Origin of the sequence: Blautia sp. AF19-1, assembly GCF_003479155.1 — a bacterium.
GTDB classification, from domain to species: domain Bacteria; phylum Bacillota; class Clostridia; order Lachnospirales; family Lachnospiraceae; genus Fusicatenibacter; species Fusicatenibacter saccharivorans.
Map to the genome: position 1 here is coordinate 61886 of NZ_QUGQ01000006.1, position 13868 is coordinate 75753.

A 13868-nucleotide genomic window follows, 5' to 3' on the forward strand; every position below is an offset into this window, starting at 1 on the left:
TAAAATGTGGTGAATCAGTAAATCTGGTGCACCACATTTTAAACGAATCAAGCAAGTAGCGAAGCGGATTGCGAATATTCGCTTTGACAGGCAGAATAAGGAGCAGGTACAGATGAAAAAATGGATCCGCGCAGTATTGGCAGGCACAATCATTCTGGCATTGATTCTGTTTGGAATTTTTGCTGCTCAAAGTACACAGAAGAGTACAAAGCCGGAACAGAATCCGGAAGAACAGAATACAAGTGTATCGGAAAACAGCACATCGGATGAGAACACAGCAGAAAACAGTACGGATGATCCTGACATCATTGTAAAAGACAATGTAAAGGTGATTACCAATGAGATGAAATCAGAAGATCAGCCAACGGAAGTTTCTGACAACAGTCTCACCTTTGAAAAAGATCCTGGTTACCAGACCGGAGATGTTCTTGTTGCGGGAGAAATCAGTGCAGCGCCTTCTGGATTTATTCGAAAAGTAGTGCAGAAAGAAAAAACGAATCAGGGTTACCGGGTAGAAACAGAGCCGGCGACCCTGCTGGATGTATTCGAAAAGGCACATATTATCAAACAGTTCCGGCTGACGGAGGATGGTGCAAGTGAAACAGGAAATAACAGCGCTTATACCATTAAAAGACTGTCCGAAGATGAATCGGAAGAAGAGACAGAGGAAGAAAACAGTGATTACGATTACAGTGTCTCAATCAATGTTGAAGAAGAACCCGTTCAGTTTTCCGGAGAGGCAGGATGGGGATGCTGGCTGGAACTTCAGATTGATATCGAAGACGGTGAAGTCCAGTGTGGAATTGCAGTAAGGAGCAAAGCCGGTATTGCCCTGGAATGCGGCGCAAACAGCGAGAAAGAATTTGAAAAGGAAAAAACCGTTTACGAACGAAAACTGCCGAATATCGAGTTCAACGCCGGTATTGTACCGATTGTTATTACAAATCATCTGGAAGCCGTTGTCGGGGCAGCGGGAAGTCTGGAGGGCGGCATTCACAGCTCTTACGGTGCAACAGCCGACAGCACCCTGGGATTCCAGTATGACAGCAGAACAGGCAAAGTAGAAGAAGTCAAAGAAGGAAATCTGAATTCAGACGGACTTGAGTGGAGTACGGTTGAGGTGAACGGTAGGCTGGAAGCATACATTGCCATCCGGCCGAGCGCAAAATTATATGACAGCGCTGGCCTGAATCTTTCCGGCGGAGCAGTTGGAAAAGCAGAAGGCCAGGCAAAGGTATCCATGAAGGACGACCTGGGTGGATATGCGGGCTCACTGGAGCTTTCCATCAGCCCGAGAATCAAAGGAAAAGCAGTGGTTGATATCCCGGTCATTGATAAAAAAATGCAGGAAACAGATCTTTTTGACCGGACCTTTGATCCAATCTGGTCAAAACACTGGGAGTCAAGTGCAGACTGGCAGAAGGATATGGAATGGACGGAAACTGGGGAGCAGGGAGATATCTATGTTACACGGTATGGAGAAGTAAATCAGTGTGACAGCACGGCATTCCAGTTTGAAATCCCAAAAGGCTGGGAAATTCAGACGGAGGAAGTTGGCGGTTCCATGGATGCGGTCAGAGAAAACGTTGTTCTGACAAACGATAGAGGTGTTACCGTTTCGTTTTGGTACTGCCAAGGCGCGCTTGGCGGCTATTCGCGTGATATGCTGAAGGCACAGGTTTCACAGGCAGACACTTCTAATTTTGTGCCTGGATATCCATGGGGAACCGATCGTGACTGTTCAGATCTTGGCGAATTTATGGTAGCACGAGTACATATCACAGGCGAGATGATGGCTGGTATTGATGATGATTATGTTCCTGTAGACAGCACGTTGTTCGCAGTGATACCGACATCCCGTCTTGGCGAGATTGAATTTGCAGGTCAGGCTGGGGACGTAGACGAATTTTCTTTTGACTATCCGACACCAGTTGCATTTATCGCAGAAGCACCAGACGGTACATTTACAGAAAAAGAAGAAGAACAGGTGATTCGCATTTTGAAGAGCTTTAAAGTGGCTGAATTAGATTAAGAGGTACCCCGGAGGGCAGGAAGAGATGAACTGTGTTCCGGGGTATTTCAACATCACGTAAGATAAGATGGAAGGAAAGTACTATTTTAAAATCTTGTGAGATCAAAGAGTGGGGATTTTTTGGAAATTACATAAAAAGAAATAGTAAAGAGAAACGAGCTGCGATATAATGAATGTGATGAAAAATGAGTAACGAAGAATCAATAAAAATATGGAAAAGAACATAGAAAACATGGATTTTTCGGGAAACAAAAAGAAAAAGGGAGGAGTGTTTCGAGATGGAAACAAAGAACAAAAACAAAAAGAAAGCCATCATGCTTGCTGTAATTGGTATTGCGATTGTCTGCATTTGTGTCATCGGAGTTTTTGCAAAGAAAGCGTATGACCGCCATCAGGAGGAGCTTCGTTTACAGGCGATTGAAACAAAAAACAGTGAGATTGATGAGGAATATCAGAGATTTGAAAAAGGAGAAGACAGAGATAAAAAACTGGAAGCATTGAAACAAGAGATGGAGAGTGCGGAAAAATATAAAAAGACAGAAGGCGCTTATAAGGAATGCTCTGTACACTATGAAAAAATCATTGCGCAGATGAAGAATTCCTTTGTATCCGAATATGACGACACGATCAAAATAATTGCGGATAAAATTGGTGATGATGTTGAAAAAGTGGACGATAAGGAAGCACTCAAAAACGCTACCAGCGAATTTACGACATTCAAAGATACCTTGAAAAATGACTTCGAAAATTATAATACCGTTGAGCAGGACAGATTTGACAAATATAACAGTACGATTGATGATTATGTAATAAAATACAATGACAGAGTAACTGCTATTGAAAAAGCCGAGGAAGAAGCTCGTAAGAAAGCTGAAGAGGAAGCAAAGAAGAAAGCAGAAGAAGAGGCTGCTGCCAAAGCTGCTCAGGAAGAAGCAGAAAGAAAAGCTGCTGAAGAAGCTGCTGAACAAAGTTCCGGATCATCTTCAAGTGGTTCTAGTTACTATGACGACAGCAATGATTATAGTTACAGCAGTGGAAATTCCAGTTCTGGCTATAGCGATTCTGGTTCTGGTAGTGATTCCAGTGGTGGATTGAGTTCATCTGATGGAAGCTCAAGTAGCGGAAGCGGAATTCCTTCTGGCGCAAATTATGGTTGGGCTGAAGATGGGGCTGGAAGAGTTGAAAATTATTATGATCCATCTACAGGAGATACATGGGATGCAAATGGTAACTATAGTGGAAATATGAACGATTGGCTTTGGGACTAATATTTATTTCCTTTTACTGCCTTTAACACTTTTTGAGAGAACCATTCAGAACCAATATAAGATCATAAAAAATTGGACAGATTAGAAACCGATAAGAACCATTGCCAAAGCAAATAAAACCCGTTAAAATAGAGATCAGAACATAAGCACAGCCGCAGGTGTCAAAAGCCGCAAAAGTTGGAAAGGAAGGTTTCAAGATGAGAAAACCAAAACTCCCGACCGGGATTGACAACTTTAAAAAGATTCGCAATGGAAATTACTATTATGTAGATAAAACTTCCCTTGTAGAACAGATTTTAAATAACGGAAGTGAGGTCACGCTTTTTACGCGCCCACGCCGTTTTGGAAAATCCCTGAATATGAGTATGATTCAGCATTTCTTTGAAATTGGAACGGATCCAGCACTTTTTGACGGCTTGAAGATTTCTAAGAATACAGAGATTTGTGAACAATATATGGGAAAATATCCCGTTATTTCCATCAGCTTAAAAGGAATTGATGCCGATTCCTATGAAAAAGCCCGTGCGCAGCTCATAAAAACAATCAATCGTGAGGCAAGAAGATTTCAATTTCTTCTGGAAAGCGACAAATTGAGCCAGGTTGATAAAGCACTTTTTTCAGAACTTCTGACAAGAAATATGGAAGAAGACACCATTACCAGCAGTCTTCAGGAACTGACAGAACTGTTGGAAGTTCACTATGAACAGCAAGTGGTTGTCCTGATTGACGAATACGATGTTCCGATGGCAAAAGCCCATGAAAATGGATATTATGATGAAATGGTATTGCTGCTTCGAAATATGTTCGGAAATGTTCTGAAAACAAACAGCAGTCTCGCTTTTGCCGTTTTGACGGGCTGCCTGCGCATTGCAAAAGAAAGCATCTTTACCGGACTGAACAATTTCAAAGTATATTCGATTACAAATACAGAATTTGATGAAACCTTCGGTTTTACAGATGAAGAAGTAAAGACCATGCTGCATGACTATGAAATGGATGACCGATACGACGAGGTAAAAGAGTGGTATGACGGATACCGATTCGGAAAAGCAGATGTGTACTGTCCGTGGGATGTTGTGAATTACTGCAATGATCATATCCATAATCCAGAGGCCGAGCCGGAAAATTACTGGATGAATACAAGCGGGAACAGTGTGATTCATCATTTTATAGACAGTATCAACGAGCCGGATATGCTCACAAAAACAGAACTGGAATGGCTGATAAACGGAAAAACAGTGATCAAACCAATCGATGAAATGGTTACCTACAATGACCTGTATTCGACCATGGATCACCTGTGGAGTACACTTTTCATGACTGGATACCTGACACAGCGCGGAAGAGAAAGCGATGGCCGCTATTGCCTTGCAATTCCAAACCGGGAAATTCGAAATATCATAACAGAACGGATTCTTACACTATTTCAGCAGGAAGTGAAAAAAGACGGGAAAATGGCAGAACAGTTCTGCCAGGCACTCTTTGACGGAAAAGCAGCAGAGGTGGAAAGACTTTTGAATTTGTATTTGCAGAAGACAGTCAGCGTACGCGATACCTTTGTGCGGAAATCACTGAAAGAAAATTTCTATCATGGAATTCTGCTTGGAATCTTAAGCTATAAAAATGACTGGCGTGTATCTTCCAATCGAGAATCGGGAGAAGGATTCAGCGATATTGTGATTGAAACGGGAGATGCAGAAACAGGAATTGTGATAGAAGTGAAGTATACAGATGAGAAAAAAGATCTGGAAAGAGATTGCCGGAAGGCATTGGAGCAGATTCGAGATAAAGATTATACACAGACACTGTGGCAGGATGGCTATAAGAAAATGGTGCAGTATGGGATTTCATTTCATTTGAAACAGTGTTGTGTGATGGAAGAAGAGATGCAGCGCAAGCGGAATCGAGATGGGGATCTGAATAGTTATAATTTGTTATAAAATTCAGGGCAGAGATATTGCCCTGAATTTTATATACGGACAAGTTTCTGTCAACATTTTCCGTTCGACATGAGATAAAATGGCAATATTCAAAAGAAAAGGCCTATCATGAGGAGAAAAAAGATGGAAGAAAAGACAGTAAACATGGCAGAAAATATTCGCGTTACATTCACCGGATTCCACTACATAAAGGATGATGATTATCCAAATGACTTCGAGGTATACTTACTGATCCTGAAAGACAACAGCTTATCAGCAGGCTGCTGGGATACAGGATTATATGCCACGGAAGGCGGCAAGCAGCTAGGTGCATTCCGACAGGCAAGGGGCTGCTTTATCGATGCGGACTATGTAAAAGCCTGGACGAAGCTGGAGGATAAGGTGTATAATTTTCAGCAGAACAGCATTGTGTGACTGGGATACGAGAGGAGAATTGCAATGGACAGAAGAAGTAATAATATCGCGATCTTTCAGGACTCCATGGATTTGATAAAAGCAAACCAGAAGCTCCAGCAGGCAGTTCAGTTTTCGATTCAGAACCAAAAGCTGTATGTTCCATCGCAGGCAATTGCACTTCCAGAACCTGGAAAATTATCTTGCAAAACGATTGTTTCATCTAAAAGAAGCTTTGAAGCCGCCTCTGCATATGCAAAAGCCGGAAAACGAGTCTGTGTCCTGAATTTCGCCTCTGCAACCAACCCCGGCGGCGGTGTAACACGGGGAAGTACGGCGCAGGAAGAATGCCTTTGCCGATGCAGCACACTGTATCCATGCCTGGACACAGAAACGATGTGGCATCAGTTCTATCAACCGCACCGAAAAGCAGGCGATCCACTTTATAATGATGATCTTCTGTACACACCAGAAGTCGTCGTATTTAAGAACGATATCGCTGCACCGGAACGAATGGAAGAAAAAGACTGGTATCAGGTAGACATCATTACCTGCGCAGCCCCGAATCTCCGAAAGAAACCAAGCAATGCCATGAACCCGTCTGCAGGAAATGCGCCGGTTAAGATTAGTGAGAAAGCACTGTACGAACTTCAGATGCAAAGGCTGGAACGTGTTTTTCAGGCGGCAGCATCGAACGGAGCGGAAGTTCTGATTTTAGGAGCGTTTGGCTGCGGCGCTTTCTGCAACCCGCCAAGAATTGTAGCACATGCATTTCGGAGTGCACAGGAAAAATATGCATCCTATTTTGAAACGATAGAATATGCGGTGTTCTGCGGCAGAAATGATACGTTGAATTATGATGCATTCAATATGGTGCTTGGAAGTAGAAAATAGAATCTAAATGGTGTTCTGAAAGAACACAAAAGCGAACAGAAGATACGGGCGTATGAAAAGCACAAACAACAAAAATGAGAGGGACGGCTGTAGAATATGAAAGTTCTGAACTTCGAGGACAGTGTTTATAAGGCGAATGCAATTCGAAAAATATTAGGTAACCGCTGTGGTGTGGCATCGGTTGAGCAGGTGTCTAATGTGGAAGATGGTCTGAAGATGTTGAAAGATGCAGAAAACGCAGGAGAGCCGTTCGATCTGATTATCACAGATATGCATTTTCCAATGAGGTCAGGATCCATCAGCGACACAGAAGCGGGAGAAAAATTAGTTCGGATTCTACAGGAGCGGGGAAATCAAACCAACATTATCGTATGTTCCTCAAGGAATATGAAACTTCCAGGTATGTATGGATGTATCTGGTATTCGGAAATCAGCGACTGGGAAGAAGAACTTTGTGATCTTGTAAGAGAGATGGAAAAAAGTAAATGATTTATGCGATGAGTGATATTCACGGACAATATGAGCTGTTCAGGAACCTGATGGAGCAGATAACTCTTGGAAAAGATGATATACTCTATGTACTTGGTGACGTAGTCGACCGGGGGCCGGATTCCATGAAGATCTTGAAATATATGATGGCAAATCCTAATATCATTCCCATTATGGGCAACCATGAGCTCATGGCTCTTCCGTGTCTGAAACTTCTGGTACCGGGACTTTCGAATGGCTTTCTTCATAAACTGTCATCACAGGCACGTCAGTCTTTTGCAGAATGGACGTTGAACGGCGGAATCAGCACAATTCAGGAGTTCTTGAAACTTCCGCAGGAAGAGCGTCGACAGGTAGTGGAATATATAGAATCATTTCGTCTGTATGGGAAGAAAATCATAAATAATGGGGAATATTGGCTGATTCACGCAGGGCTGGAACATTTTTCGGAATCAAGGCGGCTTGAGGAGTATTCCGTGGAAGAACTTGTGTGGAAAAGAACCGATTTTGACATCACATATTTCAAAAACATTACTGTGGTAAGCGGACACACCCCTACGCAGAATATTCTTGGAAACAGCAGACCCGGATATATCTTTAAGAAAAATAATCATATTGCGATTGACTGCGGAGCAGGCGGAAATAATGGAAGACTGGCGGTGATTTGCCTGGATACAGGGGAAGAATATTATGCAAAATAAGATGCATCAGAACAAATTAGGCGGACAGAAGAGAAATACTTTATGGTGGAAAATATGAGAACAGTATTATGATAAAGTTGTAGAGAAATTTCTTGTTTTCGCTTGCAGAATAACGGAAAGTGCGACATAATTTGTTGTGGTCAAGCTTTTTTGTGAGAAAAAGTCTGTAAATAAGATTCTTCTATGATATGCAAGGGTGGCAAGCCTGAAAATCAGGCTTCTCACCCTTGTTTTATATATAACAGTTGTTGAATGGCATGTCAAGAGCAGGCGGTTTTCCGCCCGTCTTATTCGCCTGTTTATTCGTTACTCTGGGAGGCGTCCTTCGTACATAATACTTTCTACACTTTGAATTATACAGGAAGCTATTCAGCTCTTTTTTGTGACAGGAGCCAATATAAGATCATAAAAAATTGGATAGATTGGATAGATTAGGCTTTTTTCGACTGGTGGAGAGGTGGTTTGTATGGTAAAATAGAATCTAAGAAATTGGCAGTTGTTGTGCTAAAAAATGCCGTATTTCTGCAGCTTATGGCGTTTCGTAAACGCCTAGAATTTGAAAAAGAGAAAGGTTGATAAAATGACATTAGAACAATATATGAGAGAACTATGGCTGATGGATAAACAGTATGGACAAGAGGAAGAATTATATCCACTAATTAATATGCTTTTGAGAGATGGTGTGAACACGGAAAACCTTTCGATACGTGATGTTCATAAGAGTGAAAGAATCAAGGCGGATAATGAGAAGAATGTTAAGTCAAGAAAATATATAGATGGGTTTGGAAGTTTTCCAGATCTTGCGATTTTTGATGAAAGTTTTCCAGAGGGAAAGGAACCTAAAATTGATGAGGTAGAAAACACAATTTTAAAAAATATATATGGTTGCGTGGAAGCAAAGTGCATTGGCAAAGACCTCATAGAATGCCTAGACACAAACACAATTGATATAAGTTGTGATAAGAAGAAAAAATATTATGTAAATAAAAAAAATACAAGTTCTTTGAATAAATCGAATGGTGAAGCAAATGATGCAGGACAATTATTGGGAGAGTTATTATGGTATGGAAAAGTTCTATATACAAATGGAGTGATATGGAAATATTATAAACTTTCTCAAAAATCAGGAAAAAAGATTAATGCTTTACGGGGAAAATGGTTTACTGCTGATAGAAATAATGGTGATACTTCCCAAAACGGAATGCACCCGCATAAAGAGTGGAATGAAGAACGTAAAACATGGATTTTTGAACAGTGTAAAGAGGAAAATTTGGAGATTACAATTAAATCAGAGGAAATCGGAAATTTAACAGAAATATATGAAAAGATAAAAGATAAACCGAGTATACCAACATTTGATTCCCAAGATTCCCAAGAATGGAAAAATTTTAAAACAAACCTTGCAGCAATTGATTGGACTGAAGTTATTTTTTAGTGTAACAGGAGCTAATAGCCCTACTAACCAAAGAGGAGTAATATCATGCCAGACATTAGACAAAAAATTATAACGATTAATGCCCAGGCTTTTTTCAACTTTTGTTCAAAGAGGCCTGGCGAAGAAAAAGAACGGTTCAAGCTTTATCTTGAGAATTATTCGTTGCGAAGATACGTTATAAAACAGGAAGACGAGCGAGAAGACTGTGCGCTATTTTATCAATTCTGCAAAGAAATAGAATCTGTATGGCGTGATAAAGAGAAGCAATCTTTTAAACGTACAGATAAAACATTATATGACAAGTTAGTGATTGTAGATTTTGGTAAAATATTTCAGCCACTTGATAAAGAGAATGCTGGGGCATGGAAGATAGAGAACCAAAAAGTTTTGCTGAACGATTCAAAAGATCTTGTAAAAAATGGATTTGATATGTATTTTGAAGGTTTTGAAAATCCGGTCCATATGGTTGCTTTTGATAAGAGCGGAAGCATGAGCCGGAATAGTCGTATTTCGTTTATTGATGAAGATTTTTATGAAGGATTGAATACACGTCTTAACTTAGGAATGGATTTTTCAAAGATATCGGTAATTGAAAGTAAATATTACGCATACAGAGGTTTATATCTTTCTTCTTCTAAAAGAGTTAAACATCCAAAGTTTGTGATAAATCCGGAGGCTATTGTAATAATAAAGGATGTACGAACAAAGAGGGATAATCCTGAAATGCCAGTTACAAGGTATAATTATGAAAAAAAAGTTCCATTAGCAACTACAGAAATTAAAGTAGTAAAAGATGCAGATTTTAGAGAAGTGTTGCAATGCAATTTTCAGAAACCTCAAATAAAAGATTTTGAGTATGTGGATATCCCATTCGATGGTTCTGGTTTTATTACGCCGGAATATGCTTCTTACATTAATGAAGCATTGAACATAAAAGGAGCCACTTCCTTTCAGATTAGGTTACCGTTTATGAAGGGAATGCTTCATGAAGTGGATGTGCATGAGTTTTTAGAGACTTATAACGGAAAAAAAGGTGAACAGTTGTATGAAGATGCTTTTGGTATAAAGAGAGATTTGAGCAAGGCTCATATTTTTATCACAGAAAGTATGTTTAAAGGTATGAAATGGATCCGACAGTATTTGGATAGTGCATCTGATAAAGCTAATAATATGGATCCTATGGTATTCTATTGTGATGCAATGAAAAAATATGATCATGCATTGTATATTTCAGGGACAAATTTACCTTACGGAAACTCCCAATATACACATCTGAGCTATCAGATGATCAATACACTGCATTTTACGGAAGGGCAATTTAAAAAGATTGTAAAAAGACATTGTTTTTTTATACAAAATCCTATCGAGTATCTGAAAGATTGCGAAGAAATGACAGTGGATGATGATGATAACAATATCCAAGAGGAGGATAGTGATACACAGGAGAATGATGAGGAAACGATAGTTATAAGACAGATATCTAATTGGAAACGGGCGTTATTTAAGAATTCTGCTTTAAAAAGCGACGGATATATAAAATCACAATTAAAAAATGTACAGAAAGGACTTTTAACAAAGCTTGCAACAGGAAAATTAGTTGTGGAAGGACAGAATCGATATCTGTGCAGAGATTTACTGCCATTGCTTGCGAGTTTATTGGAGGATGAGAACGTTATATCTAAATTCTGGCCCAAATATAGATATTTTCGTTTTTATCTGCCTGTAGGTACACAGAGTGGTTGTTGGGAAGATTTGAAGTTAAATTGTGATTCTTATTATGCATTCTTTCGGAGTCCGCATTTGTCAAGAAATGAACAAGTAATAATGAAGCGTTTTGAAATGACTACAGAGGATTTATATGCAGACAGGGTCAACTATAACTCTTTCAAAGGACATATTGAATTATATGATAAGTATTTTAAGAAGCTGACTGGTATTGTCATGGTTCCGAGGGGATCATCGGCTCCGCTATGTCTGGGAGGTGCCGATTTTGACGGGGATCTGGTCAATGTTGTGGCGAATCAGGATGTAGTAGAAGCGGTTGCATCTGGAGCATATGAGGCTGGAAATTATCTGGGTTATAGAACGAATAGATTAGTACCGTATTTTAAGCGAACACTTCCGGTTATTAAAATACCTACTTCTAAAGGAAATCCAGTTACAATTCAGAAGCATGTTCCGTTTTTTCATATCCAGAATACATTTTCTAATCGGATTGGACAAATATCCGATGCTGCAATTGCTATCGGGCAGATAGAATATGAGAGAAATCAGAAATTACCAAGCAAAGACGAATCAGGTTTGGTATTTACCTCAAATAGTCCCACATGTGCAAAATGTACGATATTAACAGGGTTGGAGATTGATGCGGCTAAAAACGGCCTACATCCTGATTTAGACATTGTACTTAAAGCAGGGATTGATAAGAGTGCTTATATTATATTTTTGAGAGACATAGAAAAGTTGCGGGGAGAAGAAGGGTATAATCTTGATAATCTGTCAATGACTCGGAAAAATATTGTGGGAAAAAGATGTCTTTGCGTGTCTGCAAAAAATTGTAAAACACAAGCTACGTTTGAAATTCAGGATGGTGGTACATATATCAACGAATTACCATTATATTTTGAAGAAGGACTAAAACAATATAAAAAGAAGAAAGAAACGAAAAGGGTACAGTTCTTTAAATATTCAAAAAAAATCTCAGATACAGACAAAGAAAACATTGAAAGATTCAAATTAAGATGTCAAGGGATTTTAAATTCGTATGCGTTTTATGTAAATAAGTTTTTGCGAGTCTTAAAGAATGAAAAGAAAGATACTTTTTATGCACCGGAGAATCTGCAAACAATCTTATTTGAAATATATGATGAAGAAAATGTAATAAAAATTCAAAGAACAGTGCTTCCATGTATACAGAAAAAAATAGAAGCATGTTTAAGTAATGATAATATGATTGAAGATATGAGAGATCGCTTGAATCAGATGCAGTGGTTATTACAACCAATGCAAAATAGAGGAAAAGCATTAGAACAGATTATAGGTAATGGATTTAATGCTCAAAGTTTGAAAAAAGAAGAACAGGAAGTTCTGTTTCATTTTGAACAACGGGGATATAAAACTTTATGGAATGTACTTACTTTAATAGAAGGTCCAAAAGTTACACCGTTTAAGACTTTAAAAGAGAGAGTTGAAAAAAATAGAACAGAAATGCAAGAATTGGATAAATCATTAGAAAAAGATCTGGAAAGTATTGTTCAAGGATTTTATGAAAAAAATGAGACAGATCCGAAAAACAAATTATATGGGGTATGTCTTCAGAAACTTAAACAAATAGTGACGGAAACCCAAGAGTTACCTTTGAAATTAAAGATTGCAACATTATATGAAATTACAAAGAAGTCAGAAGATTATGGCAGATTTTTTTGGGAAGTATTTGAATGGAAAGAGATGGAACCATATATAGAAGAGGCAAAAGAAGATGTTAAATGAAATTTTAGAATTTGAAGCATATGTAAAGGCTCCGGAATCTGCTGACCCCAGAATTCAGCCTAAAATGTTAACTAAAAATTATGAAAGTGATGATTTGAATGGAATTGGAGGAATTCTTGTAATTCTTGCAAGAGGTTTTATTTTTGGATTTGAAACAGAACAAAAGATTTATAACGAAGATGGACTTGTTAATGAGAACATCTTAAATGATACAAAGTACATTTTACTTCAATGGTGTGGATTTGATCTTAATGTTTTAGAATCCAAAGAAAAAGCAATCAATGATGATTTGGAAAATCATAGACAGTGTATTTTAGAATGGCAAAAAACATATCCGGAAGCGGATGGATGGTTAAAAAAATATTGGTTACACCATTGTCCGGAAAAAAAGAAAGAACAGTGGGAAAACGTCGAAAGTGAGTGGAACAAAAAGTTATGCAGTAAGAATAAGGAGTATAGTCAAAAGCAAATTACTTTAACTTCAGTAATAGCCATTGCGTTGGAACGTGGCCCATTGCGGAAAAGATATATGACATTAAGAAAAGATACATCCGAAAAGCCGGAAAAAGATCCGAAGAAGCGTTTTGGGTATTTATATAGTAGGATAGAGCCGCATAAAGATGGATCGGGAACAAGTATTCACGAAACAACACGGGAACAAATATTAAAGAATATTGCAGCATATCTTATAGGTAAAGAATATCATCCGAAAAATCAAAGGTTTATTCTATTAGATAGAGGACGACTTATGGGGTGGTATGGGAAGGATGATTATGGTTATGCTGATGAAGCATGGTATAGGCCAAGAGTTATCTGGGAAGAAAAACAGATTATGGAGGCTCATAGTGGGGATAGAGGATGGAACTTCATCAAATTATCTATAAACCAGGAGTTTCTGGAACATTTTGAATTTCAATTAATCAGCGAAGAACAGATTGCTGATATAGACAAATCTGGATACTGGATTTTGGAAGATATAGGACATGGAACCAAGAGCTTAAAGTGTCTGGAATACTATTAAATAATACCCCAAAGAAAAAATAATTGCAGAAAAAGATCAGATATACTTAACAGATATCTGGTCTTTTTATATTGCGCTACGTTCAGTGGAAGTTGCTGATAATGGAGTAGATGGGAGTTTTATTTTTAAACATAAAAGAAAAGAGGTGGCAAGAAGAGATGTATAATGAAAATGAAGAAATTGAGAAAGAGTTGACATTATCTCAG

Annotated in this window: 10 protein-coding genes; all 10 read left to right on the plus strand. The window is 38.7% G+C overall.

Translation table 11 applies throughout. The features are described from left to right. The first annotated feature begins 112 nt into the window (after positions 1 to 112). The 10 genes from DWX26_RS05470 (at position 113) to DWX26_RS05515 (ending at position 13662) form a co-directional block, all read left to right on the plus strand. Positions 113 to 2032, plus strand: a complete 1920-nt coding sequence (locus DWX26_RS05470) for a hypothetical protein (protein ID WP_118601018.1) — start codon at positions 113 to 115, stop codon at positions 2030 to 2032. 278 nt (positions 2033 to 2310) lie between these two features. After that, complete coding sequence (locus tag DWX26_RS16645) at positions 2311 to 3300, plus strand: hypothetical protein (RefSeq protein WP_147398109.1); 990 nt, start codon at positions 2311 to 2313, stop codon at positions 3298 to 3300. 197 nt (positions 3301 to 3497) lie between these two features. After that, the gene (locus DWX26_RS05480) at positions 3498 to 5240 is read left to right on the plus strand and encodes an AAA family ATPase (RefSeq protein WP_118601020.1); all 1743 of its coding nucleotides are present in this window, start codon (positions 3498 to 3500) and stop codon (positions 5238 to 5240) included. Between the two features lie 123 nt (positions 5241 to 5363). Continuing rightward, entirely contained in the window at positions 5364 to 5654 is a 291-nt protein-coding gene (locus DWX26_RS05485; RefSeq protein WP_118601021.1) for a hypothetical protein, read from the plus strand. A gap of 24 nt (positions 5655 to 5678) precedes the next feature. Beyond that, the gene (locus DWX26_RS05490; RefSeq protein WP_118601022.1) at positions 5679 to 6527 is read left to right on the plus strand and encodes a TIGR02452 family protein; all 849 of its coding nucleotides are present in this window, start codon (positions 5679 to 5681) and stop codon (positions 6525 to 6527) included. Positions 6528 to 6623: 96 nt separating this feature from the next. Then, positions 6624 to 7016: a response regulator gene (locus DWX26_RS05495; RefSeq protein ID WP_118601023.1), complete on the plus strand. Its 393-nt coding sequence runs from the start codon at positions 6624 to 6626 to the stop codon at positions 7014 to 7016. After that, complete coding sequence (locus DWX26_RS05500) at positions 7013 to 7717, plus strand: metallophosphoesterase (protein ID WP_118601024.1); 705 nt, start codon at positions 7013 to 7015, stop codon at positions 7715 to 7717. Before DWX26_RS05495 ends, DWX26_RS05500 begins: the two co-directional genes overlap by 4 nt. A 580-nt stretch (positions 7718 to 8297) precedes the next feature. Beyond that, positions 8298 to 9152, plus strand: coding sequence for a hypothetical protein (locus DWX26_RS05505; protein WP_118601025.1), 855 nt, complete (start codon positions 8298 to 8300; stop codon positions 9150 to 9152). A gap of 45 nt (positions 9153 to 9197) precedes the next feature. Then, complete coding sequence (locus DWX26_RS05510; RefSeq protein ID WP_118601026.1) at positions 9198 to 12641, plus strand: RNA dependent RNA polymerase; 3444 nt, start codon at positions 9198 to 9200, stop codon at positions 12639 to 12641. Next, positions 12631 to 13662, plus strand: coding sequence for a hypothetical protein (locus DWX26_RS05515; protein WP_118601027.1), 1032 nt, complete (start codon positions 12631 to 12633; stop codon positions 13660 to 13662). Before DWX26_RS05510 ends, DWX26_RS05515 begins: the two co-directional genes overlap by 11 nt. Positions 13663 to 13868: the final 206 nt, after the last annotated feature.

What these genes read in the sequence shown, in the direction of transcription:
- DWX26_RS05470 (WP_118601018.1), top strand. Translation starts at nt 113, where the DNA reads ATGAAAAAATGGATCCGCGCAGTATTGGCAGGCACAATCATTCTGGCA.
- DWX26_RS16645 (WP_147398109.1), top strand. Translation starts at nt 2,311, where the DNA reads ATGGAAACAAAGAACAAAAACAAAAAGAAAGCCATCATGCTTGCTGTA.
- DWX26_RS05480 (WP_118601020.1), top strand. Translation starts at nt 3,498, where the DNA reads ATGAGAAAACCAAAACTCCCGACCGGGATTGACAACTTTAAAAAGATT.
- DWX26_RS05485 (WP_118601021.1), top strand. Translation starts at nt 5,364, where the DNA reads ATGGAAGAAAAGACAGTAAACATGGCAGAAAATATTCGCGTTACATTC.
- DWX26_RS05490 (WP_118601022.1), top strand. Translation starts at nt 5,679, where the DNA reads ATGGACAGAAGAAGTAATAATATCGCGATCTTTCAGGACTCCATGGAT.
- DWX26_RS05495 (WP_118601023.1), top strand. Translation starts at nt 6,624, where the DNA reads ATGAAAGTTCTGAACTTCGAGGACAGTGTTTATAAGGCGAATGCAATT.
- DWX26_RS05500 (WP_118601024.1), top strand. Translation starts at nt 7,013, where the DNA reads ATGATTTATGCGATGAGTGATATTCACGGACAATATGAGCTGTTCAGG.
- DWX26_RS05505 (WP_118601025.1), top strand. Translation starts at nt 8,298, where the DNA reads ATGACATTAGAACAATATATGAGAGAACTATGGCTGATGGATAAACAG.
- DWX26_RS05510 (WP_118601026.1), top strand. Translation starts at nt 9,198, where the DNA reads ATGCCAGACATTAGACAAAAAATTATAACGATTAATGCCCAGGCTTTT.
- DWX26_RS05515 (WP_118601027.1), top strand. Translation starts at nt 12,631, where the DNA reads ATGTTAAATGAAATTTTAGAATTTGAAGCATATGTAAAGGCTCCGGAA.